The organism is Vibrio sp. SNU_ST1, from assembly GCF_030563405.1.
Classification (GTDB): Bacteria; Pseudomonadota; Gammaproteobacteria; order Enterobacterales; family Vibrionaceae; genus Vibrio.
Genome location: NZ_CP130748.1, coordinates 65,736 through 90,405, shown reverse-complemented (window position 1 = coordinate 90,405; position 24,670 = coordinate 65,736). Strand labels below are relative to the sequence as shown.

Below are 24,670 nucleotides of genomic sequence, written 5' to 3'. Positions count from 1 at the left end.
TGATGCTGGCATTTTTTATGTTTCTATTCTCAACCAAGCGATTAGATCACGCGAGAGAATTGCTGTTGACGAGCCTTGGCACGTAGGTATTTATCAAAACACATGCAGATGTTTCGGATCAGCAAACGGCCACGTAGAGTAACGCGGATTTCTTTATCATCAACTTCAACCAACTCATCGTTGATAAAAGTTTGTAGAAGCTCTAAATCTTCTTTGAAGTAGCGATTAAAGTTAACCGAGAACTCAGATTCGATCATCGTCTTATCCAACTTAAAGTTACAGATAAGCTGCTTGATCACCTCACGACGCAGTAGATCGTCACTGTCCAGTGCCACACCTTTCCAAAGCGCATGACGCAGGTCATTCACCTGAGCGTAGTACTTCTTCAGCTCTTTCTGGTTTTGTGCATAAGCATCACCAACCATAGAGATAGCAGAAACACCGAAGCCAATTAGGTCAGCTTCACCTTGAGTAGTGTAACCTTGGAAGTTACGATGCAGAATACCTTCACGTTGTGCTACGGCTAGCTCGTCTTCAGGTAATGCGAAGTGATCCATACCGATGAACTGGTAACCCGCACCGGTTAGCGTCTCGATAGTATCTTGTAAGATAGCCATCTTCTCTTTAGCTTCAGGTAGGTCTTCATCTTTTATCTTACGCTGCGCAGCAAACAGTTGCGGCATGTGTGCGTAGTTAAATACAGATAAACGGCCCGGCTTCATTTCTAACACTTGCTTCAATGTTTCAGCGAACAAAGCTTGAGTCTGCTTTGGTAGGCCGTAGATCAAATCCAGGTTAGTTGAACGGAAGCCTAGCTCTGTCGCACGTTGAACCATTGCAATAATGAACTCTTCATCTTGCTCACGGTTAACCAGCTTCTGAACTTCTTTATTGAAGTCTTGCACGCCAATGCTCAGGCGGTTGAAGCCTTCATTTCGAAGGTGGTCAAGTACGTCTAACTCAATCTCACGCGGGTCAACTTCAATACTGATTTCAGCGTCAGCGGTGAAGTTAAACTCTTCACGCAAAATGCCCATCAAACGAGTGATTTGTGTTTTGGTCAAGAACGTTGGTGTACCACCACCGAAGTGCAGTTGAGTCACTTTACGGCCATTCAATAAAGAGGCGCGCTGGCGGATTTCATGTTCAATCACATCCAAGTACTCATCCGCTTTATGCGAGTGACGAGTAATAACTTTATTACAACCACAGTAGTAACAAAGCTTGTGACAAAATGGGATATGCACGTAAAGAGAAAGTGGACGATCAGGATATTGAGTACACGCCATATCGTAATCAGCGACAGTAAACGCTTCATGAAACTCCAACGCAGTTGGGTATGAGGTGTAACGAGGTCCCGAATAGTTGTACTTGTTTAAGATTTCTTGATCCCAAACGATTTGCTGATTCGTTGTTACTGGCTTGCTCGACATAGCGGTACTTCCAATTTAGATCCGCGAGAACCTAAGGTCTCTCAAATCATTTTACATTCATTAAAATATAGACGGGTTATTTTGCCACACGACCAGTAAGGTCGTTCCAAGACAAAATCAATTTTTCAGACAAAAACTCAGAACTGCTAGCTTGATCACTAACAAAGCGTCGGGATTAACGAGACGCAAAAGGTAAGAAAGCTTATTTAACATTGTCTATTAAAAAGCAAGGCGACTTAAAAACAATATGCCTTTAAGACAAAGCGTCTTAAAGGCATAGGTATTAAAAGCAGCACGTCTTAAAAATGGAGAGTTAAACAAGCCTCTATATTAAATAGTCTTAGTGACTAGATCATCTGAATGTTGATTTGGTTATTGAGAGGCTTAACCTTCTCCTGCAACCTTTTCAAATCTTCGATGACCGCATCATTCAAGCGAGTCTCAGCCTTATGGCGCGTAAGATTCTGCTGCATGCGCTCTTTTTTCGTCAGTTCCTGTCTTGCATCTCCGCGAGCCATATCTTTTACGATATGGTACAGCTCAGAAAGAGCAGGATACTCAGAATCAAAATCAACACGCTCATCACCCTGAACATTATCCATAATGATACACACTCGGATACTGATCTCAGGTAAGTCACACTGGCCTTGAATACCCGCTAAGCATAAAGTATTTACGTTTTCGTAAATCGTCGCGTTACGTTTTTCAATGGCAAGTGCTTGATGCTGCTTTTGCAACTCCGTCTGCTTCTTCACTTGAAGTAGAAGGTAACCTGCGTAAGAGCCTAAGCCGAGAATGATAATTCCACCAGCAATTGCTAATAAGGTTACGTTCATTGGCTATTAACCTTTAAAGCTGTCTAAGTCGAAATCTTCGAATTGAGATAGCAAGTCTTCGTCAGAGCTTGCTTTCTTCTTAGAGGCAACTGGTGCTTCTAAGAAGATCTCATCTTCATCGTCTTCTGGCTCTAGTAGACCTAAGCGGCCCATTAGGTGTTCAATACGATCAAGCTTCTCATCAACAAACTTCTGCAGACCTGCACCTAGGTTTTCACCATTTTCGATACGATCTAGCAGTGTGTTCAGTTGAGCATCATTCTCAAGCATCTCTAACTCTTGTTCGTTAGATAGCTTGCGCTCTTGTTTCGTCGGCTTCTTCGCTGGTTCAACGATCAGCGGGATTTTTTTCTTGCTGCCTAAACGAGGATCGCGAGCTAGTGCAGCTTTACGCTGTTTTGCTTCGCTACCATCAGAGTGACGGCTGCCAGACTTAAGGCCTTTACGCTTTTTAACACGCTTACGTTCACGACCTTCAACATCAGATTCACTACGGTTACGAGTAACCATAGGCTCCGGAGCGCCAAGTGCTCCCGGCTTTCTTGATTTCTTACTACGACCCATTACTGCACTTTCCTCAGTAAAATTACATCATTTCCAAAAAATTCTAGTTCGAGCTTATCCCGCTCTGCCAAAAACTGGAATGTTTGACGACTAAAGAAGACGACATGTGTCGGGTCATTCTTGTAGTGCCAACCAGCAAACGCGTCTACGTCTATTACTAGCTTAGTCATAAGACCAATCCAGCCCTTGGGTTTAACTAAATTCAACCATTGCTGCCACACTTTGTCTGGGTGATAAAGATGCTCTATCACCTCCGTGGCAGTCATAAAGTCATACGTTTTTTCCAACACAGAAGCTTCTGGGTGGTAATAGATATCGTACAACTCCATGGTGTGTCCGGCTTCTTCTAACATAATAGATAGCGTGGGGCCTGGGCCACAACCAAAATCCAACCCTTGTGAGTTAGATGAAATTTTGTCTGTTAGTGGATCCGCGATGCGAGATAGAAAACGGCGATAGCCTGCATCACTAGGATCGTTCTCATGGAGATCATAGTGTGCTTTTTCTTCTTTTGCTTCTAACCTTTGTTCAGGTTTAACAAATACCAGTTCACATTGCTGACACTGCAGATAGGCTCTGCGTTTGTCTTCAAAATAGTGATTCACGCCTTGGTGATGGCATAAGGGACAAGTATACATAGCACATCCTTAAACAGGGATGCGAAACATACCAGAAACTGAGTTTATAGTGGAGAGGTATTGGGTGTTTTTTCATCAAATCAATAAAAAAAGCGATAGGAAAACCTATCGCTCTCTAAATCTGCCTATATCGGCCAAAATTTGCATACTCAACTTGGTACACAAATCTCCATTTGTTATTGGTGCTTTCCATGCCAAATTTGTTTGTTGTTCATCGTCCTGATGAGTTTTGGCTATCCTTTTCTAACACCTTGTTGCTGGGCTGTCCTAGCCTGATCCGTTTCTGTCTATACCGTTAGACTAGATGACCATCCGTATCTAAGTCAGCTCCTAGCTGATGGCGGCTACTTTACCTTTTTACAAAAAGACTACAAGAGTGCGAGCTCACACTTTTGTACACAATTCGAACGCGCATTGATAAATTAGACATTAACACAAACCGGATATATAAAATCAACACAAAAGAAAACGCCCCAACCATTACTGATCGGGGCGTCTCTTCAATCTCGCTCGAACGTACATTTCATTACTCTGGCTAAGAGCAAGAAACCGACATATTAGTGTAAACCACCAACGTACTTCGATAAGGTATCAATATCTGCGTCTGTTAACTTTTTAGCTACATCACGCATCATCGCATTCATGTCGTTATTACGGTTACCATCGCGGAATTTCTCAAGTTGAGCCTTGATGTAATCTGCGTGCTGACCTGAAATCTTAGGGAAACCAGAAAGTTCGGTACCATTACCACGAGGGCCGTGGCAAGCAATACAAGCCGTTACGCCGCGTTCTGCATTACCCGCAGTGTAAAGAACCTTACCTTCATCTACTACATTTTCAGGAGTAGAGTTACTAGAGATAGGGAGAGATGCGTAGTATGCCGCTAGGTCAGCCATATCTTCTTCAGATAAAGGCATCGCCATTGCACCCATTACAGGTTCATAACGACCTTGCTTACCACCACTCGTCATACCTAGCTTAAGCTCTTTTAACTGCTTCTCTAGGTATTTCTCGTGTTGACCAGCCAGCTTAGGGTACTGAGTGATCAGACTGTTGCCGTCAGCACCGTGGCAGGCAACACATGTTTGTGATTTGGCTTTACCAGCTTCAATACTACCTTGAGCCCATACTGAGCAGCTGGCTAAAAGACTCAAAATTAGCGCTAATTTCTTCATGACATTCCATTATAATTATCAAGCTTCCAGTACCACTCTATGTTGCCACTCATGGTACAATAGGCGACCTTATGCCGAGCACGGTTATTTTACACAAATTCACAAAAAAGTAATCAATCGACTACACAAAGTCGAGATGGAGTTAACAGTGAGCGTAAAAATTCATTATCAAAACACGCATTTCATTACCAGTGCACCTGATATTCGTCACTTACCAGAAGACGAAGGGATCGAAATTGCGTTTGCAGGACGCTCCAATGCTGGTAAATCTAGCGCACTAAACCGCGTTACAAACCAAAAAAGCTTGGCGAAAACCAGTAAAACCCCAGGTCGAACTCAGCTAATTAACCTATTTAAGGTTACCGACGGCTGTCATATTGTCGATTTACCGGGATATGGCTTCGCTCAAGTACCGCTTGAGATGAAGAAAAAATGGCAGAAGTCGCTAGGTGAATACCTACAACGACGCGAAAGCCTAAAAGGTTTAGTGGTATTGATGGATATCCGTCACCCAATGAAGGACCTTGACCAACAAATGATCTACTGGGCTATCGATAGCCGCATCCCAGTACAGGTTTTGTTAACAAAAGCAGACAAACTGAAGAGTGGCGCGCGTAAAGCACAGCTACTGAAAATCCGTAACGATGCGAAATCTTTCGGTGGTGATGTTGCGGTTGATGTCTTCTCTTCAATGAAGGGCATCGGCGTTGACCAACTGCGTGCCAAGATGGATGAGTGGTTTGCTCCGGTATTTGCCGATCAAATCCTTGATGAATTAGCTGACGAAGAGCAAAACGACTCAGAGTAGTTCCTCTATCTAGAGCTATACCTATAATTAGAGGGAAAAGCACTGACAACCAGTGATTTAGCCTTATCAATACCCTGCCTTTTATAGGTGGGGTATTTTTTTACCTGTAAATTCGTGAGTCAAAGCGACCAACAATATCTTTTCTATGGCGCAATCCATCCAGATCACAGCCGAAGCACTTAAATTCAGTACCGAAAAACAACAAGAAATCATGGATTACATTGAGCATTCACCCACTCAATGCACTGATAAATAAGACATAAGTGATCAATGCATTATGAGTAACTTGTAAAATAAAAGTTATTTCCAAGAATAAAACAATCCACTTAGAGACGGATTTAAATTACCAATTGCTGATCAAATTCCAGATTTAAGACAAATCAAGTGATAGAGAGAAAGTTTCGAGAAGAATAGAAAAGGTATTAAAAAGAAGCAGATTAACGAGGGAATTATAGGTTGGAAATATTTTTCTTTCGCACAAGAAAAAACGCCCCAGCCAAATGCTGGCTGGGGCGGCTGAATCAGCCTAATCCAATAACGTGAAACAAAAGGTCTGAAAGATAGAACATCTTACCTCTGTACCCTACGAGATTAATGTACAACAATTGCTCAGAAATGAAAACAACTTTTGTAGTTTTTTTTCATGAATGTTTTATTAAAACACCTAATCCCTTTCTACAACTCAACTTTATTCGAGACAAAAAAAAGCCAGCGTTTGTGCACTGGCTCATACTAATTTAGTCAATAAGGTCGAAAACTGATTAGTGGGCTTGATCCCAGTTGTCACCGTGGCCTGCTTCCGCGACTAACGGTACTTCTAGATCAGCCGCTGACTCCATCAATTGTTGTACTTTACTTTCAATTTCGGCTAAAGCTGACTCTTGAACTTCAAATACCAATTCATCGTGTACTTGCATCAATAGCTTCACACGACCATCGCCTTCGGCTTGAATCCACTCATCCACTAACAACATCGCTTTCTTGATAATATCTGCCGCCGTACCTTGCATTGGCGCATTGATAGCCGCACGTTCAGCCGCTTTACGACGCATGCCATTACGAGATTGGATTTCAGGAAGATGCAAACGACGACCATAAATGGTTTCAACGAAGCCTTGCTCTGAAGCAGCACTGCGAGTGTCTTCCATGTACTGCATAACGCTAGGGTAGCGTTCGAAGTAGGTGTCCATGTAGTGTTGTGCTTCACCACGCGGAATACCCAGCTGCTTAGCCAAACCAAAGGCACTCATGCCGTAGATAAGACCAAAGTTAACGGCTTTAGCACGACGACGTTGTTCAGTGGTCACACTCTCAATATCAACGCCAATGATCTCAGCAGCCGTTGCCGCGTGGATATCTTTGCCTTGTTGGAATGCTTCCAGCAGCGCTTTGTCACCTGATAGGTGCGCCATGATACGCAATTCAATTTGAGAGTAATCGACCGCTAGAATCTTCCAACCATGTTGTGCAACGAATGCTTGGCGGATACGACGACCTTCTTCATTACGAATTGGGATGTTCTGTAGGTTTGGATCAGTCGAAGACAAACGGCCCGTCGCGGTCACCGCTTGATGGTAAGACGTATGAACACGACCCGTTTCAGCGTTGATCATCTTCGGCAGTTTATCTGTGTACGTCGACTTAAGCTTCGCAAGACCACGATACTCAATGATCAGCTTAGGTAGCGGGTAATCAAGCGCCAGCTCTTGAAGCACTTCTTCGTTGGTTGAAGGTGCACCTGATGGCGTTTTCTTGATAACTGGCAGACCCATTTTCTCAAACAGGATCGCTTGCAGCTGTTTTGGTGAGTTCATGTTGAACTCTTGCTCTGCAATCTCGTAAGCTTTCTGCTCTAGCTCATCCAGACGAACTGCAATCTCTTGCGATTGAGCCCCTAACAGCATGTCATCGATGAACACACCGGTGCGCTCAATGCGAGACATCACAGGAATCAGTGGTACTTCGATTTCTTCATAGATGGTTTTAAGCTTTTCATCTTGCTCGATGTTTTCCATCAGGCGGTTATGCAGACGTAGTGTCACGTCAGCATCTTCTGCGGCATATGGAGCGGCTTCACCCAGCTCAATCTGGTTGAAAGTAAGCTGTTTCTTACCTTTACCTGCGATTTGCTCAAATGAGATGCAGCTGTGCTGTAGGAAGCGCAGCGCTAGGCTGTCCATATCATGCTTGCCACCTACACTATTGAAAACGTATGACGCCAACATGGTATCGAACTTAATGCCTTTCATCTCGATACCGTAGCGCGCTAACACACTCATATCGTATTTTAGGTTTTGACCCACTTTTGCTTGCGCGTCATCTTCTAGAATCGGTTTCAGCTGCTCAAGCACCCAATCGCGATCCAACTGTTGCGGTGCGTCTAAGTAATCATGAGCAACAGGCACGTAAGCGGCAACGCCTTCTTCGGTTGCGAATGATAGACCCACAAGGTTAGCGACCATGTAATCGAGGCTGTCAGTCTCGGTATCAAAGGCAAACACTTCGGCTGCTTTGAGCTTCTCTAGCCATACATTGAATGACGCTTCATCCAGGATGGTTTCGTAATTACTTCGGTCAATTGTCACTGCAGACGTATTCATTTCTACAGTAGAGGTCGCTGTTGAAGTGCTGCTGCGTACCGCACCCGATCTTTCATCAGCTTCAACGACACCACTACCACCTTCAAGTAACTCGTTCAGCCAAGATTTAAACACCAACTGGCCATACAGCTTGATAAGCTCATCGATATTAGGTTGTGCTTTGACGAGTGACTCAGGCGTCTCTTCAAGCTCAACATCTAACTTGATTGTTGCAAGCTCATAAGACATCTCAGCGTTGTCTTTATTATCAATCAGCTTCTTAGCCATGGTTTTCGAACCACGAAAGCCAAGCGCCGCAATATCATCGAGGTTTTGATACAGTTTTTCTATACTACCAATGCCTTGCAACAAAGCCGTCGCTGTCTTGTCACCCACACCTGGAACACCCGGAATGTTATCCACTTTATCGCCCATCAGTGCGAGATAGTCGATGATCAGCTCAGGAGGAATACCAAACTTCTCAATGACACCTTCGCGATCCATTACCACGTTGGTCATGGTGTTGATCAGAGTAACGTTGTCATCGACTAACTGTGCCATATCTTTATCACCAGTACTGATAAGTACTGGCATACCAATCGCAGAAGCTTGAGAAGCAAGCGTACCAATCACGTCATCCGCTTCAACGCCGGGAATAGAGATCAGTGGCAAACCCATCGCACGGATCACATTGTGCAATGGTTCTATCTGGCAACGAAGATCGTCAGGCATAGGTGGACGGTTTGCTTTGTACTCTGGGTACATGTCATCACGGAACGTCTTTCCTTTCGCATCAAAAATTACCGCAATACGATCAGAAGCAAATTGACGCATCATGCTGCGTAGCATATTAACCACACCGTAAACAGCGTTAGTTGGAATATCACCATTGCTCATGGTGCCAGGGTAAGCATGGAACGCGCGATATAGGTAAGAAGAGCCATCGATCAGAATCAATGGATTATCAGGAATACGAGCCATAATATTTGTGAATCCAGTAAGTACAGAAATTATCTGTTAAGAATGCCACGTCTGTTGGTTGGATTCCATGTTGTCGATCTGTATCCGTTCACTCGGTTGTATTCGTTATAATCGATTTGTTGTTATTTTTTGTTCTTAGATGCAAGCGTTCTGTGGATAACTCTGTTTATATTATTTATCCACCCTGTTGAGAACTAAGGTTAACAAATCAAAAAACAACAATAAAGCACTGAAAATAAAGAATAATTTTACAGATCGAACAGATGATCAACGATCTTTTTACGATCCTGCATTGTGGAAAAGAATGCTGATGACGTTTTATTCATAAAAAAACGTGCCACTAAATATGCATATTGTTAAATTTGAGGTATAAAAAAAGCGACACCCGAGGATGTCGCCTAGCAAAAACTGGTAAAGCCATTCAAATTGAATACCACAGCTTTACCTAAAAGCTATAAATTACACTGGAAGCAATGTGAGCAATGTCGTGTCAAAAAGAACTTAGTACAAGTTCACGAGAATTCTGTTGGGTAACCAAGTTGATACTTGAGTACTTAACATCCTTGTGAACATTTCCTCATTCCCTAAGACAGGGTTAATAATAATGATTCTCATTTAATAGTCAACAACTAAATGATAATAAATCTCATTAAATTCATTCTAAATGATTTATCTCCTCGATAAAGCAAATCATTAAGCTGATAATTGCTTCACGAAATGGATTCGATTTTCATTAATCTCTTCTTTTTCTTCCAGTTTTTCTATTCGATATCCATTTTTCAATAGTAAACACAGCATCGCAGGAAACTGGTTACGAGATTTTACTTTCAGCAGCTCATAACCCCGCTCTTGTGCCCACCGTTCCTGAACATCTAATTGAGCCTGTGCGACACCCTTATTTCTTGCAAGCGGTGACACACCACCAAACCAACTATAGAAAGTATTTGAGTTAAGTTCGTAACCAATTTTAAAGCCAAGTAACACGTTCGCCTCTTCAGCCACTAAGATCAGGCTCTTTTTCCCTTCAAGCCGAGCAGTCAGTGAAGCGACACTCTCTTTTCTAGCAAACTCAGAGACCTGCTCGACGACAGACACAACCTCTTCCAGTGAACCTTCACGTACTATGACTGACATATTGCTCTCCCCTCATAAGCGAAAAGGCTGACACAATGGCCAACCCTTTTACTGATATCACTTAAGTTAACGTTAAGTCGTTACTTTTCTTTTAAGTGCTTTGATGCTTGTGCATTGTCTTCTGCAAGCCACTCAGCCACATCTTTCGCGAAGTAAGTAAGAATGCCATCAGCACCAGCGCGCTTAAAGCACAGCAGTGATTCCATTACGGTTTCACGCTCTTTCAGCCAACCGTTTTGAATCGCCGCTTTGTGCATCGCATACTCACCAGACACTTGGTAAGCATACGTTGGTGCTTGAAGTTCATGTTTCACACGACGCACGATGTCTAAGTAAGGCATGCCAGGCTTAACCATCACCATATCCGCACCTTCATTAAGATCCATCGCCACTTCGTGAATCGCTTCATCGCTGTTGGCTGGATCCATCTGGTAGTTCTTCTTATTACCACCTTTCAGGTTCGAAGCACTGCCGACTGCATCACGGAATGGGCCGTAATAGCACGATGCATATTTCGCAGAGTACGCCATAATCTGAGTATGAATATAACCCGCTTCCTCTAACGCTTCGCGGATCTTACCAATACGACCATCCATCATATCCGACGGAGCAACCACATCTGCACCGGCTTCAGCATGCGATAACGCCTGCTGAATCAACACTTCAGTCGTTTCATCATTCATCACGTAACCATCTTCATCGATGATGCCGTCCTGGCCGTGAGTAGTGAATGGGTCCAGTGCAACATCAGTAATCACACCCATATTTGGCACGTGCTCTTTTAATGAACGGACCGCACGCTGCACTAAACCTTCTGAATTATGAGCTTCAGCCGCGCATAAGCTTTTAGCATCTTGGTTCACGACCGGAAACAGAGCAATCGCAGGAACACCCAATTTTGACAGGTAATCCGCTTCTTCAAGCATCAGGTCTATCGACAAGCGTTCAACACCCGGCATTGACTCGACAGGCTCGCGGCGGTCTTTACCCATCAGGATAAACATTGGGTAGATGAGGTCATCCACAGACAATTGATTTTCTGCCATTAGGCGACGGCTAAAGTCGTGCTTACGCATACGGCGCATACGGCGACCTGGGAATTGACCTTGAATTGAAACAGACACTAGATTCTCCTTGCCTAGTCTAAGCACCGAAATGCTTAGATATGAAAAGTGCTAAATACAGGCAAAAGCATATCACTGATGGCTCAGGACGCTAGCAGTAAAATATAAAACCCACTCAAAAACAGGGATAAATGGCAAAAAATGACCTTCTCCTCACACTGCCGTATACTCATGACAACTCAGTAAAGACTGCTTTCAGGACAAAATAATGATCGACACCCATGCTCATATTTACGCGAGCGAATTCGATGAAGACCGTGAACAAGTCGTGCAGCGCGCACTGGCTCAAGGTATTGATACCATTCTATTGCCGAACATCGATTTAGATTCTATCGAGCCAATGTTAGCGACGGAAGCTCAGTTTCCTGATGTGTGTCGTTCAATGATGGGCTTACACCCTTGTTATGTGGATGCGAATATCGAGCAAACCCTCAAAACCATTCGAGCTTGGTTTGATAAACATGACTTTATCGCCGTGGGTGAGATTGGTATCGACTTGTACTGGGATAAAACCTTCAAGGCTGAACAAGAGATGGCTTTCGTGACTCAACTGCAGTGGGCAAAAGAGCTCGATCTGCCAGTGGTGATCCACACGCGTGATTCCACTGAAGAGACACTAGCCTTACTTCGTAAAGAACAAGATGGCAGCTTACGTGGTGTCTTTCACTGCTTTGGCAGCAGTCTAGAAGAAGCTCAAGCGATCAATACGCTCGGCTTCCACCTCGGTTTAGGTGGTGTTTCAACCTTTAAGAATTCAGGAATGGATAAGGTGATCCCACATCTAGATATGGACTACGTTATCTTAGAAACAGACTGCCCTTACTTAGCACCAGCGCCAAACCGTGGTAAACGCAATGAACCCGCGTATACGGAGTTAGTGGCAAAACGCATCGCTGAATTGCGCGGGATTAGCCTTGAAGAAGTCGACAGTATAACGACCAGCAACGCTAAATTACTGTTTGGTTTATAATATCAATCACAGTAAGTCATCAGAAAATAACGCAGTTATCGAGCTTTAAAACAAGTGAGCGTAACCCGTTATTTATGACGATGGTATAATCGACATTCGATAAACAGACACAATAAAAAAGCGGCCTCGGGCCGCTTTTTTTATGTTTTTTTTGCTGTAAGACTCTAATAAATAAAGCTATTGTAACCCTTTTCGAATTAAGACTCAGCTTCTTCATCCGCATCTGGCTTACGCACATAGAAACGCGCGAAGAACAGACCAATCTCAAACAAAATACACATTGGAATCGCCAACAGTGTCTGCGAGATCATATCGGGAGGTGTCAGCATCATGCCGACGATAAAAGCACCGACAACAATGTACGGACGCTTTTCAGACAGAGCCTTAGGCGTTGTCGCCCCCGTCCAACATAACAAGATAATTGCTACTGGTACTTCAAAGGCAATACCAAAAGCAAAGAACAGCGCGAGTACAAAATCGAGATAACTTGATATGTCTGTTGCAAACTCTACCTGCCCTAAGGAAATAGCCGTGAAGAAACTAAATACCAATGGGAATACTACGAAGTAAGCAAACGCTACACCACAGTAAAACAGCAAAGAACTTGAAGCCAATAGCGGCATGATCAAGCGTTTTTCATGCTTGTACAAACCCGGAGCAACAAAGGCCCACACCTGATACAAAATAAACGGCACCGCGACAAAAATAGACGCGATTAAAGTTAATTTTAGCGGTGTAAAAAATGGCGATGCAACATCCGTTGCGATCATCGTCGCCCCTTCAGGCAGACGATCTACCAAAGGTGCTGATACGAATTCATAAATATCATTAGCAAAATAAATTAGCCCGACAAATACCACTAGAATGGCGACAATCGCGCGTAGTAGGCGATTACGTAATTCTAGAAGATGGCTAATTAAAGGCTGTGTCTGCTCAGTCGAAGACATGTCAAACCTCTTAAACAGGAAGATCGAAAAGGAGCCGCGCACCTATCTATCCAGTTGAATTGGTATCCACTTGAATAGATATCTACTTGAATAGCTATCGACTTAAACATCTAGCGACTCAAGTATCCGGCGACTCCTCCTTGCGAGACTATTCGGCTTTCTTATCTGACGGTACTGAAGCCTCACTGTTGACCTGAATGGTTTCAGATTCCACAGTTTCCGTGACACTAGGTTCAGTCTCACTTGGCTTATCAGACTCAGGCTTAGCATACGGACGTTGAACTTGAGCAGCGGCCTGCTTGAGTTCATCGACTGACGCTTTTAGGTCTGGAGATAAATCTTCCATACCCATTTTTTCCGCCTTGCGTAGGTTTTCTTGCAGCTCTTGCACCTTAAGCTCGTGAGAAAGTTCATCTTTCACACTGTTTGCCATGCTTTTCGCTTGTCCAACAAACTTGGAAATACTGCGAATTGCAACGGGCAAACGCTCAGGTCCTAAAACCACTAACCCAACGACAGATATTAATACCAGTTCCCAAAAACCGATATCAAACACGATTTACGCCTGCTCTTTGTCTTTCTTTGTTTCAGCAGTTGTTTCAGCGCTAGCTTCTTTCTTCTGCTGTTCAATATTCTTTGGTTCGAAGTCTGCATCTTTCTTATCTGCAGGCTTGTCTTCATCGCTCATCGCTTTTTTGAAGCCTTTCACCGCTGAACCTAAGTCACCACCCATACCGCGCAGTTTCTTTGTTCCGAAAAGTAAAATTACAATTACAGCAATGATTAGAAGTTGCCAAATACTGATACCACCCATTGTCATTGTCCTCGGGTCTGTCTACACATAAAAAATATTAAGAGAGTCTACTGTCTAACGACGGTAAGCTCGCCAACTAAGCAACCAAAATGTGACACCTGCGATGCCACAGCCCATAGATAGCTGCTCATAAGGGCTTGAAACTAATATTGCGGAGCATACGACTAAAGTGGCTCCAACGCCAAACAAAAACTTTCCAGTTGCTTGCTGACGCTTACTATCTCGGTAACCTTGATAAAGCTGATCCATTCTGTGGTTCATCGCTTTACCTTGGCGCAAGCTGTCATAAAGCAGCTCTGGCAGCTCTGGCAGTTTTTCTGCCCAGAATGGCGCGCGCTCTTTTACTGCGTTGATCACAGCTTGCGGCCCCACCTGATTCATCATCCAGGTTTCAAGGAAAGGCTTAGCCGTCGCCCACAAATCAAGCTGCGGATACAACTGGCGACCTAGGCCTTCCACATACAACAAGGTCTTCTGCAGAAGCACCAACTGAGGCTGAACCTCCATGTTGAAACGTCTTGCTGTATTAAATAAGTTTAGCAACACATGGCCAAATGAGATCTCGCCAAGTGGTTTTGCAAAAATTGGCTCACACACCATACGGATCGCGAACTCAAAATCATTGACGTTGGTGTCGTGTGGCACCCACCCCGAATCAACGTGCAGCTCGGCGACTTTACGGTAATCTCGATTGAAGAAAGCCAACAGGTTCTCTGCTAAATAGCGCTTATCTTCACTGTTGAGCGTGCCGACAATGCCACAATCCAAACCAATCCACTGAGGGTTATCTGGATTCTCTGGGTTAACGAATACGTTGCCCGGGTGCATGTCTGCATGAAAAAAGCTATCACGGAATACTTGGGTGAAGAATACCGTCACGCCACGTTCCGCGAGCAATTTCATGTTGGTGCCGTTGGCTTCTAGCGTTTCAATATCGGATACTTGAATACCATAGATTCGCTCTGACACCATCAGGGTTTCACTGCTTAGATCAGGGATAACCTCTGGAACATACAACTCTTCACTACCTTCAAAATTACGTCGCAGTTGAATGGCATTGGCAGCCTCGCGGCGCAGGTCTAGTTCATCAAGTAACGTTTTTTCGTACTCGTGAACGACTTCAACCGGTTTCAAACGACGTGCTTCAGGAAGCGACTTAGCGACTATACGCGCCATTCGGTGCATCAGTTTTAGATCTGCATCAATCACCGGGCGAATATCAGGGCGAATTACCTTCAGAACAATCTCACGACCGCTCTCTTTAAGCTTCGCAGTATGCACCTGAGCGATAGAAGCTGAAGCCAGTGGCTCGATATCAAAATCGGTAAACCAGTTATCAAGGCTACCACCGAGGGCTTTTTCCATATCTCGTTTAGCCAATTGACCATCAAATGGCGCCACTTGGTCTTGCAATAGTGCCAGCTGATCAGCGATATGAGGAGGAAATAGGTCGCGACGTGTCGACATCATCTGCCCAAACTTGATCCACACAGGGCCAAGTTCTTGCAGCGCAAGGCGCAAGCGATGACCCAACTCTTTATCTTGATGCTTGTTCTTAAGCCAAAACAGTGACTTTCGCGCCAGCAAAGGGGCTTTGGTCAGCTGGTGCTCAGGCATCAATTCATCAAGGCCGTATTCCAACTGTACCTTGATAATATGATAAAGACGTTTCAGTTCTGTTGGGGTCATGCTTTCTCCAACAGAGCGTTCAATTTAGCTTCAAGACGTGCAGCTGAGCTTTTCACGTCGTCAACCTGATCGCAAAAATGTGCCACTTCTAATGGCGCTGGTGCAATCTTCCACTCTTCAGTTAATATCTGAGCGAGATGGTTTTGATGCTTAGTCGCTTGCTTAGCCACAAGGCCGCCGACATTCTTAACGCCTTGTACTAAGGTATGCGCAACCACGTCGCCCGTCACACGCGATAGCCACTCTTCCAAGTCAGGCTTGCAGTCTGTCATTAGCTGAGCAAATTTTTGTGCCAGTTGAATATCACCTTCTAGAATCAGCTTATCTTGCTTGATCAACTTGGTGATGTTCGATTGCTCACGCAGTTCAGGCAGTACCGATAGGTTCAAAGATAGGTAGCAATCTGGTTGCCCTTCGTATTCAGACAACACATCGATTTGTTGGCTAAAAACGAAAGTGAGAGTTTTATTCAGCTCTTTCAAATTAACTTGAATGATCTGCCCCTTTAAACGAGACAAACGACGAACCAAAGCTGGATCATCGTTCACGAAAGTATTTAAAGAGGTTTCAATAACCGCGGTGACCAATGGATCAAATGGCATGACTGTCCTTACCTTTGAAAACGGATAAGCCTTAACCTATCCGTTCTATCTTTATTCTTATTTTTTAGCACACTCAACGAGCCTGCTACCAAGTTCGACTAGAACTTGTAACCACGATGCAGCGCAACAATGCCGCCCGTTAGGTTGAAGTATTTAGTATTTTCAAAACCCGCTTCTTGCATCATGCCTTCCAAGGTTTCTTGGTTAGGGTGCATGCGGATAGATTCTGCAAGGTAACGATAGCTGTCTGCATCGTTAGCAATCAGCTCACCCATTTTTGGCAATAGGTGGAAAGAGTATGCATCGTAAACCTTTGATAGAGGCTCAAGCACTGGCTTAGAAAACTCAAGAACCAACAGACGACCGCCCGGCTTAAGTACGCGGTACATTGAACGCAGTGCTTGGTCTTTATCGGTTACGTTACGCAGACAGAAGCTGATGGTAATGCAATCGAAGTAGTTGTCTGGGAAAGGCAGTTCTTCAGCGTTTGCTTGAACATAATGTACGTTGCCAACAATACCGCTATCACGCAGTTTATCGCGGCCCACATTCAGCATTGAGTTGTTGATATCAGCAAGAACCACGTGGCCTTTTTCACCAACGATGCGCGAGAATTTCGCAGTAAGGTCGCCAGTACCACCACCAAGGTCTAGGATACGTTGACCGGGGCGAACGCCGCTGCAATCAATCGTGAATCGCTTCCACAAGCGGTGAACACCACCCGACATTAAGTCATTCATGATGTCGTATTTAGCGGCTACAGAGTGAAATACCTCTGCTACTTTCGCGACTTTTTGGTCTTTCGCGACTGTTTCGAAACCAAAGTGTGTGGTTTCTGACTCTACTGCTGAATTTGTCTGCACGCTTGTGTCCATAATGCTGTTATCTACCATGGTAAGTTCTCATCGACAGTACACTCTCTCTTTAGAGGCGCTGCGGCCGATTAGTTTACTTTATCCTCAGCGGGTTGTCTTTCTACTAAGGAGGCATTTTCTGAAAAAGCCTCATTTTGAGCGATTTCCGCCAAGCCAACCGAGATAGGTTTCTTCACCTCAACACCCAATTGCTTAAAGCTTTCGGCCTGACGAATCACGTTACCACGACCAGTCACCAGCTTATTCATGGCACCTTGGTAGCTTTGGTTGGCTCTGTCTAATGAGCTACCAAGGCCTTCCATATCATCAACAAACAAGCGCAGCTTGTCGTAAAGTTTGCTCGCACGTTCTGCGATAACCTGTGCGTTCTGGTTCTGTCTATCGTTGCGCCACAGGTTATCAATGGTACGCAGTGCCACCAGCAGAGTGGTTGGGCTGACCAAGATGATGTTTTGCTCCATCGCATCTTTCACCAAGCTAGGATCAGCCTGAATCGCCACTTGAAATGCTGGCTCAACCGGGATAAACATCAACACGTAATCCAAGCTCTGTATGCCTTTGAGCTGATGATAATCTTTCTGGCTTAAGCCTTTGATGTGCGCTCGCAGTGACACCAAGTGATCACGCAATGCAGCATCGCGTTGCTGATCGGTTTCGGCATTGAAGTAACGTTCAAAGGCCACCAGCGCCATTTTCGAATCGACTACCACTTGCTTATCTTGTGGCAGATGAACAATCACATCCGGTTGATAACGCTTGCCCGCATCGTTTTGCAGGTTCACTTGCGTTTGGTATTCGTGGCCTTCACGCAGCCCTGATTCAGCAAGCACGCGAGCCAGTACCACCTCGCCCCAGTTACCTTGTTGTTTGTTATCACCCTTTAACGCTTGAGTCAGGTTCACCGCTTCACGCGTCATACTCTCATTAAGACGCTGCAGGTTTTTAAGCTCATGCACCAAGGTATGACGCTCTTTGGCCTCTTGGCTGAAGCTATCGTTCACTTGTTTCTTGAAGCCTTCCAACTGCTCTCTCAATGGAGACAACAAACCTTCTAAGCTCTGCTTATTCTGCTGATCGACCTTGGCGGTTTTGGTTTCAAACAATTGGTTCGCTAACAATTCAAACTGCTGCTTAAGTCGTGACTCGGCTTGCTCTAGCAACTGCAGCTTTTCACTATTGGCGAGGTTTTCTTGATCGTGCCTTGCTTCTTGTTCGCGCAGCTCGGCTTCTAATTCAGACTTATGCTCCTTAAGCACATTGATCTCATCAGCGTACTGCTGACGCTCTTGCTTTACCGCCTCAAAGTAGCGCAGCTTTTCCATTGCAGCCATCACCTTACCGTGCGCCTGCTTGAGCTCGAATGCCGCTTTGTCTCGGTCATCATCTAATTCATTGAGTTCTTGTTGCGCTTCTGCAAGTGATGATTTGAGCTGAGCTTGCTGAGATTCATGCAACAAACGATCGGACTCTAGCTGCTGCTCGAGCAATCGCTGCTGGAAAGAGAGCTTTTGTTTAATCCACCAACCCACGACACCACCGCTGACGAGCGCGCCAGAAGTTGCAGCAATAAGCGTTGCCTGATGTTCGATAATCCATTGCATGATAATGATTTAGCCTAATTGGAAATAACTCATTAAATGGTATTTTGATACTGGATAAATGTCCAGTTTGCCGTATTAAAATTCGACAGATAGACTAGGCGCTCCGTATTCTGTCCCATCAAATTAGAATGAGTTGCCATGAACGAACGTCGTGCCTTGGGCTTTGGCCTTTCCGCAGTACTGCTGTGGTCAACGGTCGCTACTGCTTTTAAGCTGACCCTTGCTGAGTTTTCACCGATTCAAATGCTGACTATCGCTAGCATTGTGTCATCGATTGCGCTGATCGCAGTCTGCGCCTTTCAAGGCAAGCTTTCTCAGCTGAGTACTACGTTTCTTTCAAACCCTTGGTACTACCTACTGCTCGGCTTAGTCAACCCATTGGCCTATTACCTGATTCTATTCAAAGCCTACGACCTACTGCCCGCATCTCAAGCTCAAGCTATCAACTACAGCTGGGCTATCACGCTAACCTTAATGGCGGCGGTTTTTCTGGGGCAAAAGATTCGTAAACAAGATTGGATTGCTTGTACCTTCAGCTATGCGGGTGTGGTAGTTATTGCGACTAAAGGCGATGTGTTAGGCATGCAGTTCGATAGCCCACTCGGTGTGGCACTGGCGCTGCTTTCTACTCTGCTTTGGGCGGGATATTGGATTCTCAACACCAAGAACAAGGCGGACCCAGTGGTTGGCGTGCTGCTTGGTTTCTTAGTGGCATTACCATTCGCGATCGGTTTAACCATTTTTGAGGGCGAAAGCTTTAGCCAAATTACGGCGAAGGGTTGGATGGCGGTGACTTACGTTGGTCTGTTCGAGATGGGGATTACCTTTGTATTGTGGTTATCAGCACTCAAGCTAACCAACAATACGGCGCGTATCAGCAACCTAATTTTTGCCTCGCCATTTATCTCACTGATGCTACTTTCAACCATCATTGGCGAAGAGATTCACCCGGCGACACTGTTTGGCTTAGTACTGATCATTGCTGGCTTGGTGATTCAACAGATCAAGTTTTCAAAAAACAAAGCTGCGTAAATAAGAGCTAAAAGATTCGATTGATCACGAAAAGCTATTGATAAAGTCGAATCTAGAGCTAGAACACAATGTTAGATACAAAAATGGCGAGTCGTATGACTCGCCATTTTTATGTAATTTAAAATCTATGGGTAAGCTTAAACCCACTGACCTGCTGCAAAGCCAGAGCTCCAACACCATTGGAAGTTATAACCTCCAAGCCAACCTGTTACGTCCATTACTTCACCTATGAAGTAGAGACCAGGCACACTCTTACACTCCATGGTTTTCGAAGATAAGTGATCAGTATCCACACCGCCTAAAGTCACTTCGGCCGTTCGGTAGCCTTCGGTGCCGTTTGGCGCGATTTTCCAATTTTCTAAGTGATCTACGATGTCGTTCAGCTGTTTTTCATTGAACTGCTTGAGCGGCTTGTCTTCCAGCTCTTTACGATCAATTAGCACTTCCACAAAACGCTTCGGCAGTGCTTTCGCTAAGGTGTTTTTCAGGCTCTGATTTGGGTGCTTCTCGCGAGAGTTAGCCAGCAGTTCAGCTACATCGACTTCAGGCACTAAGTTAATCGAAACCGACTGACCCGCTTTCCAGAACGAAGAAATTTGCAGAACTGAAGGACCCGATAGGCCGCGGTGAGTAAACAGCAACGCTTCTTTGAACAAGGTTCCGTCTTGCGCAGTGATCTCGGCAGGAATTGCGATACCAGAAAGCTCGGCGAAAGCTTCTTTATCTTCTTTATGCAGAGTGAATGGCACTAAGCCCGCCGTAGTCGGCATCACAGACAAACCAAATTGCTCGGCAATCTTATAGCCAAATGGCGTTGCGCCCAGTTTAGGCATCGACAAACCGCCTGTCGCTACAACTAATGAGTCACACTCAACTTGGTCGGTATTGAGGTGCATCTTGAAGCCAGCGTCTGTTTTTTCGATGGAGTGAACATCACAACGGTAGCGCTGTTCAACTTTCGCTTGCTTACACTCGTCAAGCAGCATGCTCACGATGTCTTTTGCTGTGTGGTCATTCACACAGAACAACTGCCCGTGATCGCGTTCTTCGAACTCAATGCCGTACTTGCTCACCATCGAGATAAAATCCCAGTTAGTGTATTGAGATAAAGCTGACTTCACGAAGTGAGGGTTATTACACAGGAAGTTGTTGGCTGAAACATCATAGTTAGTAAAGTTACAACGACCGCCACCTGAGATTAAGATTTTTCTGCCTGGTTTCTTTGCATGATCAACCACCAGCACTCGTCGGCCGCGTTTGCCCGCTTCCGCAGCGCACATTAAGCCCGCGGCGCCCGCACCAATTACGATTACATCAAATTTTTCACTCATGTGGTTCTGCTTTTCTTCACTTGTGCAGCCCGAGTACGCCCTGTTCTCGAAATGCCATCAATAAAAAAGGATGCGCATAAACAGCACATCCTTACTAATTGCTCGCTATTTTAGCGGCAATTTTAAACTTTGCAATTGATGTTCAATTGTACAATTTTCAGACAACAGCAAGCCACTGTTTGGCTTAGCGAACCAACAACCGAAGCTTTACACCAAAAACCTAAGCTCTACTTCAATCGTACTAAATGACTTAGACGATGAAAGAAGACAGCAACGTTACACCTAGCAGAGCAGAAGAGAGTATGAATAACTGCCTTACACGATCGCACTTCGACATAAAAACTTCGTCGTGATGGTGGTGATACTCTTTGCTTTTGATGTAACTAAACAGGCGAACCTGTTTGGTCATATTGCCATGAGTTGTGAAGAACCCACCTCCGTCTACTTGTTGATATAGTAGCGGATGTGCTTCTCGCATAATATAAATGAGTGTTCTTAGCGCAGTAAAATAACGCGCCCAGTTCACACAAGTCACAACCATTAGTGCAAATAGAATAGTGTCGCCGCTGATCATCCTTTCCTCCTTACATCTTCATAAGAAAACTCAAAAGAAAAAGATAATCAGTGTCTTTCTCGTACTACCTAAACGGCAGGAGCTTCCATAATTGAAGATGAACCATCTTTTGCCAATTGCGCTAGGTCTTTATCAATAAAGAACAATGCCTTACCGTCTTCACCAACAAGCTCTAGCTTATCCAATACACCTTTAAACAACTTCTCTTCTTCGTGTTGCTCTGCAACGTACCATTGCAGGAAGTTAAAGGTTGAGTAATCTTGTGTGCTGAAAGCAACGTGAGCCAGTTTGTTGATCTTTTGAGTAATCATTTGCTCATGTTCGTAAGTTTCACGAAACACAGCCCCAAGGCTATCAAATTCATGTTTTGGCGCTTCAATCGCACCTAAAATTGGCATTGCACCTGTCTCACTTACGTAAGTAAAAAGACGCTGCATGTGTTCCATTTCTTCTACTGCATGAACACGCAGAAACTCTGCTGCACCTTCAAATCCTTTGTCTTCACACCAAGCACTCATTTGTAAGTATAGGTTGGATGAGAAAAATTCTAGATTAATTTGATCGTTCAGTTGCTCTACCATAGTTTTTGATAGCATTTAAGACTCCTAATTACATCTTCAGTTTTCTCTACTATATCACTATTTTATGAATATCTCGCAGGCCATTAGTTAACCAATATTTCGAGCAATCATTACGCAAGACAGTGGATATGAGATCACTTCAGCAAAAAAAGGCATTGCATAGTGCTAGTCTTTAGTTAGGCAATGAATAGAGGAGGTAGCGATATGAGTTATAAACATATTTTGGTCGCAGTCGATTTATCAGATGACAGCAAATTACTTGTGGATAAAGCGGTAGCATTGGCTAAGCCATTGGAAGCCAAAGTCTCTTTTATCCATATCGATATTAATTACGCAGAGCTCTATACCGGCCTAATTGATATCAACATGGCAGAAACCCAGCACAACGCGATGGAAGCATCTCGAGTTCAGCTACAAAATTTTGCAGAACACGCTCAATACCCTATAACCCACACCTTAGTGGGCAGCGGCGACCTAAGTCATGAACTGTGTGACACCATCAACGAGTTCAATGTTGATTTAGTGGTTTGCGGGCACCATCAAGACTTCTGGAGCAAACTGCTCTCTTCAACACGACAACTGATCAATGCCTCGCCGGTTGATATGCTGGTCGTGCCTCTAAGAGATTCAGAAGACTAATGAATTAAGGTTAGGTAACATACAGCTCATATCTTATTAACGAAGTTTTTATATGAGCTATTTAGCTAGTGTTACCCTCTTATGGGCCTTCTCTTTTAGCCTGATCGGCGTTTACCTTGCTGGTCAGGTTGATTCTTGGTTCTCTGTATTAATGCGTGTTGCCCTTGCTGGCATTGTATTTCTTCCTTTCCTTAAGTTTCGAGGTATCTCGCGTAAGCTGATCGCTAAGTTGATGGCTATTGGTGGTATCCAGCTTGGGCTGATGTACTGCTTCTATTATCAGTCTTTCTTGCTGCTATCCGTTCCTGAAGTCCTTCTGTTTACCGTTTTTACCCCAATTTACGTCACGCTTATTTATGACTTCCTCAAAGGACAATTCTCTCCGTGGTATTTAGTGACAGCAGCGATTGCTGTATTGGGCGCTGTATTCATTAAATTCGCGGGGATCAACGAAAACTTTTTAGTTGGTTTCCTCGTAGTCCAAGGTGCAAACCTGTGCTTTGCTATCGGCCAAGTTGCTTACAAAGTAGTGATGGAGAAGGAATCGACAGAGTTACCTCAGCGCACAGTATTTGGTTACTTCTATTTGGGTGCGTTGTGCGTCGCTTCGGTTGCTTTCATACTATTAGGTAACCCTGAGAAGCTGCCAACAACCACTCTTCAATGGGGCATCCTGATTTACCTTGGCTTGATTGCTTCGGGGCTAGGTTACTTTATGTGGAATAAAGGTGCATGCATGGTGAATGCTGGTGCACTGGCTGTAATGAACAACGCTTTAGTTCCAGCCGGCCTTGTAGTGAACATCCTGATTTGGAACAGAGATGTCGATTTGGTTCGATTGGCCATTGGCGGCGCGGTTATCTTGTTCTCTCTATTCGTCAACGAGACATGGGTGAAAAAGCGAGTTGCGAGATCCACAAGCAACGCCTAACCGCTTTCACTGAGCTAAGTGAACTAAACTAAGCTAAGTGAACAGAGCTAAATGAGTTGGCTCGGATAACCCAAAAAAGCAAAAGAGCGACCTAAGGTCGCTCTTTTTAAATCATCGTTGTAGCAATAAGCTATTCGTACCGGTTTCAGTGAATGTGATTATGGCTCACTACCTGAGTCTTGGTTTCAGTGAAAGCTACATCATCAAGTTGTAGGTTGATACGTTCAAGGTCACTTTCCAGTTTTTGACTTTTCTTAAACAGCTTTTGCTGCTTCTTAATCATCTTCGCGAGTTTTTTATTGTACTTCTCTTGTTTTTTGGCCGCTTTCTTCGCTCGCTTGAGCTCGGCTTTTTCATCACCACTCACATTAGCTATTCGTTTTTTCAGTTTGGCTTTTTTCTGTGATGCTTTTTGATCTACAACATCAGCGGCAATATCAGCAACAGCTGGATCGAACATTTGAACAACAGGTTCAAAAGTCTCGTTGATTTCAGCAAGTGATAGCTCGGGTGCAGGTAATGTTTCCGCTAGCAGGCCGCATGCGGCTTTTTCTTCAACGGGTTTATTTTGGCAGCCAAGAGGTGGGATTGCTGTTGGTTTGCATAGGTTCGCTTGATCCGCCGAAGAACGCGCACAAGAACGACACACAAACTTAGGTTCAGTAACCAAGCTGTGGATCTCTCCTAAATGTTCGGTGATATCTCGACGGTTTAACTTACAAAAGCGTTTAGCCATGCTACAACTCCAGCTAAGAATAATAATGATTCTTAGTTAGATATACATCCGTAATGCGACTATCGCAAGTGTTAAA

24 protein-coding genes and 1 pseudogene are annotated in these 24,670 nt (G+C 44.4%); 6 read left to right on the top strand and 19 right to left on the bottom strand.

Annotation, left to right across the window (positions count from 1 at the left end; translation table 11 throughout):
• Window positions 1-41 precede the first annotated feature (41 nt).
• The 5 genes from hemN to Q5H80_RS00410 all read right to left on the bottom strand — a co-directional run bounded on the left by hemN (window position 42) and on the right by Q5H80_RS00410 (window position 4,646).
• Window positions 42-1,433 carry an oxygen-independent coproporphyrinogen III oxidase gene (gene hemN / locus Q5H80_RS00430; protein ID WP_009848042.1) on the bottom strand — a complete coding sequence of 464 codons (1,392 nt, stop codon included), beginning with the start codon at window positions 1,431-1,433 and terminating at the stop codon, window positions 42-44.
• A 347-nt stretch (window positions 1,434-1,780) separates the two neighbouring features.
• Window positions 1,781-2,269, bottom strand: coding sequence for a DUF2489 domain-containing protein (locus Q5H80_RS00425; protein ID WP_048661282.1), 489 nt, complete (start codon window positions 2,267-2,269; stop codon window positions 1,781-1,783).
• Window positions 2,270-2,275: 6 nt separating this feature from the next.
• Window positions 2,276-2,833 carry a Der GTPase-activating protein YihI gene (yihI, locus tag Q5H80_RS00420; protein WP_304566262.1) on the bottom strand — a complete coding sequence of 186 codons (558 nt, stop codon included), beginning with the start codon at window positions 2,831-2,833 and terminating at the stop codon, window positions 2,276-2,278.
• Window positions 2,833-3,471 carry a class I SAM-dependent methyltransferase gene (locus Q5H80_RS00415; RefSeq protein ID WP_012602994.1) on the bottom strand — a complete coding sequence of 213 codons (639 nt, stop codon included), beginning with the start codon at window positions 3,469-3,471 and terminating at the stop codon, window positions 2,833-2,835. The genes yihI and Q5H80_RS00415 overlap by 1 nt, the downstream gene beginning before the upstream one ends.
• Window positions 3,472-4,028: 557 nt before the next feature.
• On the bottom strand, window positions 4,029-4,646 hold the full coding sequence (locus tag Q5H80_RS00410; RefSeq protein ID WP_009848044.1) for a cytochrome c: 618 nt from the start codon (window positions 4,644-4,646) through the stop codon (window positions 4,029-4,031).
• Between the two features lie 148 nt (window positions 4,647-4,794).
• Between Q5H80_RS00410 and yihA the strand changes: the two genes are divergently transcribed.
• Together yihA and Q5H80_RS00400 are read left to right on the top strand one after the other, a co-directional pair.
• Window positions 4,795-5,454, top strand: a complete 660-nt coding sequence (gene yihA, locus Q5H80_RS00405) for a ribosome biogenesis GTP-binding protein YihA/YsxC (RefSeq protein WP_102541737.1) — start codon at window positions 4,795-4,797, stop codon at window positions 5,452-5,454.
• Window positions 5,455-5,572: 118 nt separating this feature from the next.
• Window positions 5,573-5,710 (top strand): annotated as a pseudogene (locus Q5H80_RS00400) (GTP-binding protein); the annotation flags it as partial.
• Between the two features lie 505 nt (window positions 5,711-6,215).
• Here the strand turns inward: Q5H80_RS00400 and polA are convergent.
• The 3 genes from polA to hemB form a co-directional block, all read right to left on the bottom strand.
• Entirely contained in the window at window positions 6,216-9,014 is a 2,799-nt protein-coding gene (gene polA, locus Q5H80_RS00395; RefSeq protein ID WP_304566251.1) for a DNA polymerase I, read from the bottom strand.
• A 693-nt stretch (window positions 9,015-9,707) separates the two neighbouring features.
• Window positions 9,708-10,148 carry a GNAT family N-acetyltransferase gene (locus Q5H80_RS00390; protein WP_304566249.1) on the bottom strand — a complete coding sequence of 147 codons (441 nt, stop codon included), beginning with the start codon at window positions 10,146-10,148 and terminating at the stop codon, window positions 9,708-9,710.
• 80 nt (window positions 10,149-10,228) lie between these two features.
• Entirely contained in the window at window positions 10,229-11,272 is a 1,044-nt protein-coding gene (gene hemB / locus Q5H80_RS00385) for a porphobilinogen synthase (RefSeq protein WP_304566247.1), read from the bottom strand.
• Between the two features lie 208 nt (window positions 11,273-11,480).
• On the opposite strand from hemB, the gene Q5H80_RS00380 reads away from it, so the two are divergent.
• Entirely contained in the window at window positions 11,481-12,242 is a 762-nt protein-coding gene (locus Q5H80_RS00380; RefSeq protein ID WP_304566246.1) for a TatD family hydrolase, read from the top strand.
• Window positions 12,243-12,439: 197 nt separating this feature from the next.
• Here the strand turns inward: Q5H80_RS00380 and tatC are convergent, their stop codons facing one another.
• The 7 genes from tatC to rmuC form a co-directional block, all read right to left on the bottom strand.
• The gene (tatC, locus tag Q5H80_RS00375; protein WP_304566244.1) at window positions 12,440-13,189 is read right to left on the bottom strand and encodes a twin-arginine translocase subunit TatC; all 750 of its coding nucleotides are present in this window, start codon (window positions 13,187-13,189) and stop codon (window positions 12,440-12,442) included.
• A gap of 148 nt (window positions 13,190-13,337) precedes the next feature.
• Window positions 13,338-13,745 (bottom strand): Sec-independent protein translocase protein TatB, encoded by a 408-nt coding sequence (gene tatB / locus Q5H80_RS00370; protein ID WP_304566242.1) that lies wholly within the window; start codon window positions 13,743-13,745, stop codon window positions 13,338-13,340.
• Window positions 13,746-13,748: 3 nt separating this feature from the next.
• On the bottom strand, window positions 13,749-14,003 hold the full coding sequence (gene tatA, locus Q5H80_RS00365) for a Sec-independent protein translocase subunit TatA (RefSeq protein ID WP_004735565.1): 255 nt from the start codon (window positions 14,001-14,003) through the stop codon (window positions 13,749-13,751).
• Between the two features lie 54 nt (window positions 14,004-14,057).
• Entirely contained in the window at window positions 14,058-15,692 is a 1,635-nt protein-coding gene (gene ubiB, locus Q5H80_RS00360; RefSeq protein ID WP_065679637.1) for a ubiquinone biosynthesis regulatory protein kinase UbiB, read from the bottom strand.
• Window positions 15,689-16,294 carry an SCP2 domain-containing protein gene (locus tag Q5H80_RS00355; protein WP_304566233.1) on the bottom strand — a complete coding sequence of 202 codons (606 nt, stop codon included), beginning with the start codon at window positions 16,292-16,294 and terminating at the stop codon, window positions 15,689-15,691. The genes ubiB and Q5H80_RS00355 overlap by 4 nt, the downstream gene beginning before the upstream one ends.
• Before the next feature lie 98 nt (window positions 16,295-16,392).
• Complete coding sequence (gene ubiE, locus Q5H80_RS00350; RefSeq protein ID WP_029222994.1) at window positions 16,393-17,172, bottom strand: bifunctional demethylmenaquinone methyltransferase/2-methoxy-6-polyprenyl-1,4-benzoquinol methylase UbiE; 780 nt, start codon at window positions 17,170-17,172, stop codon at window positions 16,393-16,395.
• A gap of 65 nt (window positions 17,173-17,237) precedes the next feature.
• Entirely contained in the window at window positions 17,238-18,770 is a 1,533-nt protein-coding gene (rmuC, locus tag Q5H80_RS00345; RefSeq protein ID WP_304566232.1) for a DNA recombination protein RmuC, read from the bottom strand.
• 138 nt (window positions 18,771-18,908) lie between these two features.
• On the opposite strand from rmuC, the gene Q5H80_RS00340 reads away from it, so the two are divergent.
• Window positions 18,909-19,802, top strand: coding sequence for a DMT family transporter (locus Q5H80_RS00340; protein WP_048661274.1), 894 nt, complete (start codon window positions 18,909-18,911; stop codon window positions 19,800-19,802).
• Between the two features lie 137 nt (window positions 19,803-19,939).
• Here Q5H80_RS00340 and Q5H80_RS00335 read toward each other — a convergent pair whose 3' ends face one another.
• The 3 genes from Q5H80_RS00335 to ftnA all read right to left on the bottom strand — a co-directional run bounded on the left by Q5H80_RS00335 (window position 19,940) and on the right by ftnA (window position 22,303).
• Window positions 19,940-21,133, bottom strand: a complete 1,194-nt coding sequence (locus Q5H80_RS00335; RefSeq protein ID WP_304566207.1) for an NAD(P)/FAD-dependent oxidoreductase — start codon at window positions 21,131-21,133, stop codon at window positions 19,940-19,942.
• A gap of 250 nt (window positions 21,134-21,383) precedes the next feature.
• Window positions 21,384-21,707 (bottom strand): universal stress protein UspB, encoded by a 324-nt coding sequence (uspB, locus tag Q5H80_RS00330; protein WP_004735557.1) that lies wholly within the window; start codon window positions 21,705-21,707, stop codon window positions 21,384-21,386.
• A 68-nt stretch (window positions 21,708-21,775) separates the two neighbouring features.
• Entirely contained in the window at window positions 21,776-22,303 is a 528-nt protein-coding gene (gene ftnA, locus Q5H80_RS00325) for a non-heme ferritin (RefSeq protein ID WP_004735556.1), read from the bottom strand.
• A gap of 189 nt (window positions 22,304-22,492) precedes the next feature.
• Here ftnA and uspA point away from each other — a divergent pair, with 189 nt between their 5' ends.
• Both uspA and Q5H80_RS00315 read left to right on the top strand, forming a co-directional pair.
• Window positions 22,493-22,927, top strand: coding sequence for a universal stress protein UspA (gene uspA / locus Q5H80_RS00320; protein WP_009848061.1), 435 nt, complete (start codon window positions 22,493-22,495; stop codon window positions 22,925-22,927).
• A gap of 52 nt (window positions 22,928-22,979) precedes the next feature.
• A complete protein-coding gene (locus Q5H80_RS00315; RefSeq protein WP_086050313.1) occupies window positions 22,980-23,858 on the top strand; it encodes a carboxylate/amino acid/amine transporter in 879 nt (292 codons plus the stop codon).
• A 145-nt stretch (window positions 23,859-24,003) separates the two neighbouring features.
• On the opposite strand, the gene Q5H80_RS00310 is transcribed toward Q5H80_RS00315, so the two are convergent.
• Complete coding sequence (locus Q5H80_RS00310) at window positions 24,004-24,594, bottom strand: hypothetical protein (protein ID WP_304566165.1); 591 nt, start codon at window positions 24,592-24,594, stop codon at window positions 24,004-24,006.
• Window positions 24,595-24,670: the final 76 nt, after the last annotated feature.

Coding starts and splice junctions, on each gene's coding strand:
- hemN (WP_009848042.1), bottom strand. CDS start 1,433: ATGTCGAGCAAGCCAGTAACAACGAATCAGCAAATCGTTTGGGATCAA.
- Q5H80_RS00425 (WP_048661282.1), bottom strand. CDS start 2,269: ATGAACGTAACCTTATTAGCAATTGCTGGTGGAATTATCATTCTCGGC.
- yihI (WP_304566262.1), bottom strand. CDS start 2,833: ATGGGTCGTAGTAAGAAATCAAGAAAGCCGGGAGCACTTGGCGCTCCG.
- Q5H80_RS00415 (WP_012602994.1), bottom strand. CDS start 3,471: ATGTATACTTGTCCCTTATGCCATCACCAAGGCGTGAATCACTATTTT.
- Q5H80_RS00410 (WP_009848044.1), bottom strand. CDS start 4,646: ATGAAGAAATTAGCGCTAATTTTGAGTCTTTTAGCCAGCTGCTCAGTA.
- polA (WP_304566251.1), bottom strand. CDS start 9,014: ATGGCTCGTATTCCTGATAATCCATTGATTCTGATCGATGGCTCTTCT.
- Q5H80_RS00390 (WP_304566249.1), bottom strand. CDS start 10,148: ATGTCAGTCATAGTACGTGAAGGTTCACTGGAAGAGGTTGTGTCTGTC.
- Q5H80_RS00380 (WP_304566246.1), top strand. CDS start 11,481: ATGATCGACACCCATGCTCATATTTACGCGAGCGAATTCGATGAAGAC.
- tatC (WP_304566244.1), bottom strand. CDS start 13,189: ATGTCTTCGACTGAGCAGACACAGCCTTTAATTAGCCATCTTCTAGAA.
- tatA (WP_004735565.1), bottom strand. CDS start 14,003: ATGGGTGGTATCAGTATTTGGCAACTTCTAATCATTGCTGTAATTGTA.
- ubiB (WP_065679637.1), bottom strand. CDS start 15,692: ATGACCCCAACAGAACTGAAACGTCTTTATCATATTATCAAGGTACAG.
- Q5H80_RS00355 (WP_304566233.1), bottom strand. CDS start 16,294: ATGCCATTTGATCCATTGGTCACCGCGGTTATTGAAACCTCTTTAAAT.
- rmuC (WP_304566232.1), bottom strand. CDS start 18,770: ATGCAATGGATTATCGAACATCAGGCAACGCTTATTGCTGCAACTTCT.
- Q5H80_RS00340 (WP_048661274.1), top strand. CDS start 18,909: ATGAACGAACGTCGTGCCTTGGGCTTTGGCCTTTCCGCAGTACTGCTG.
- Q5H80_RS00335 (WP_304566207.1), bottom strand. CDS start 21,133: ATGAGTGAAAAATTTGATGTAATCGTAATTGGTGCGGGCGCCGCGGGC.
- uspB (WP_004735557.1), bottom strand. CDS start 21,707: ATGATCAGCGGCGACACTATTCTATTTGCACTAATGGTTGTGACTTGT.
- ftnA (WP_004735556.1), bottom strand. CDS start 22,303: ATGCTATCAAAAACTATGGTAGAGCAACTGAACGATCAAATTAATCTA.
- uspA (WP_009848061.1), top strand. CDS start 22,493: ATGAGTTATAAACATATTTTGGTCGCAGTCGATTTATCAGATGACAGC.
- Q5H80_RS00315 (WP_086050313.1), top strand. CDS start 22,980: ATGAGCTATTTAGCTAGTGTTACCCTCTTATGGGCCTTCTCTTTTAGC.
- Q5H80_RS00310 (WP_304566165.1), bottom strand. CDS start 24,594: ATGGCTAAACGCTTTTGTAAGTTAAACCGTCGAGATATCACCGAACAT.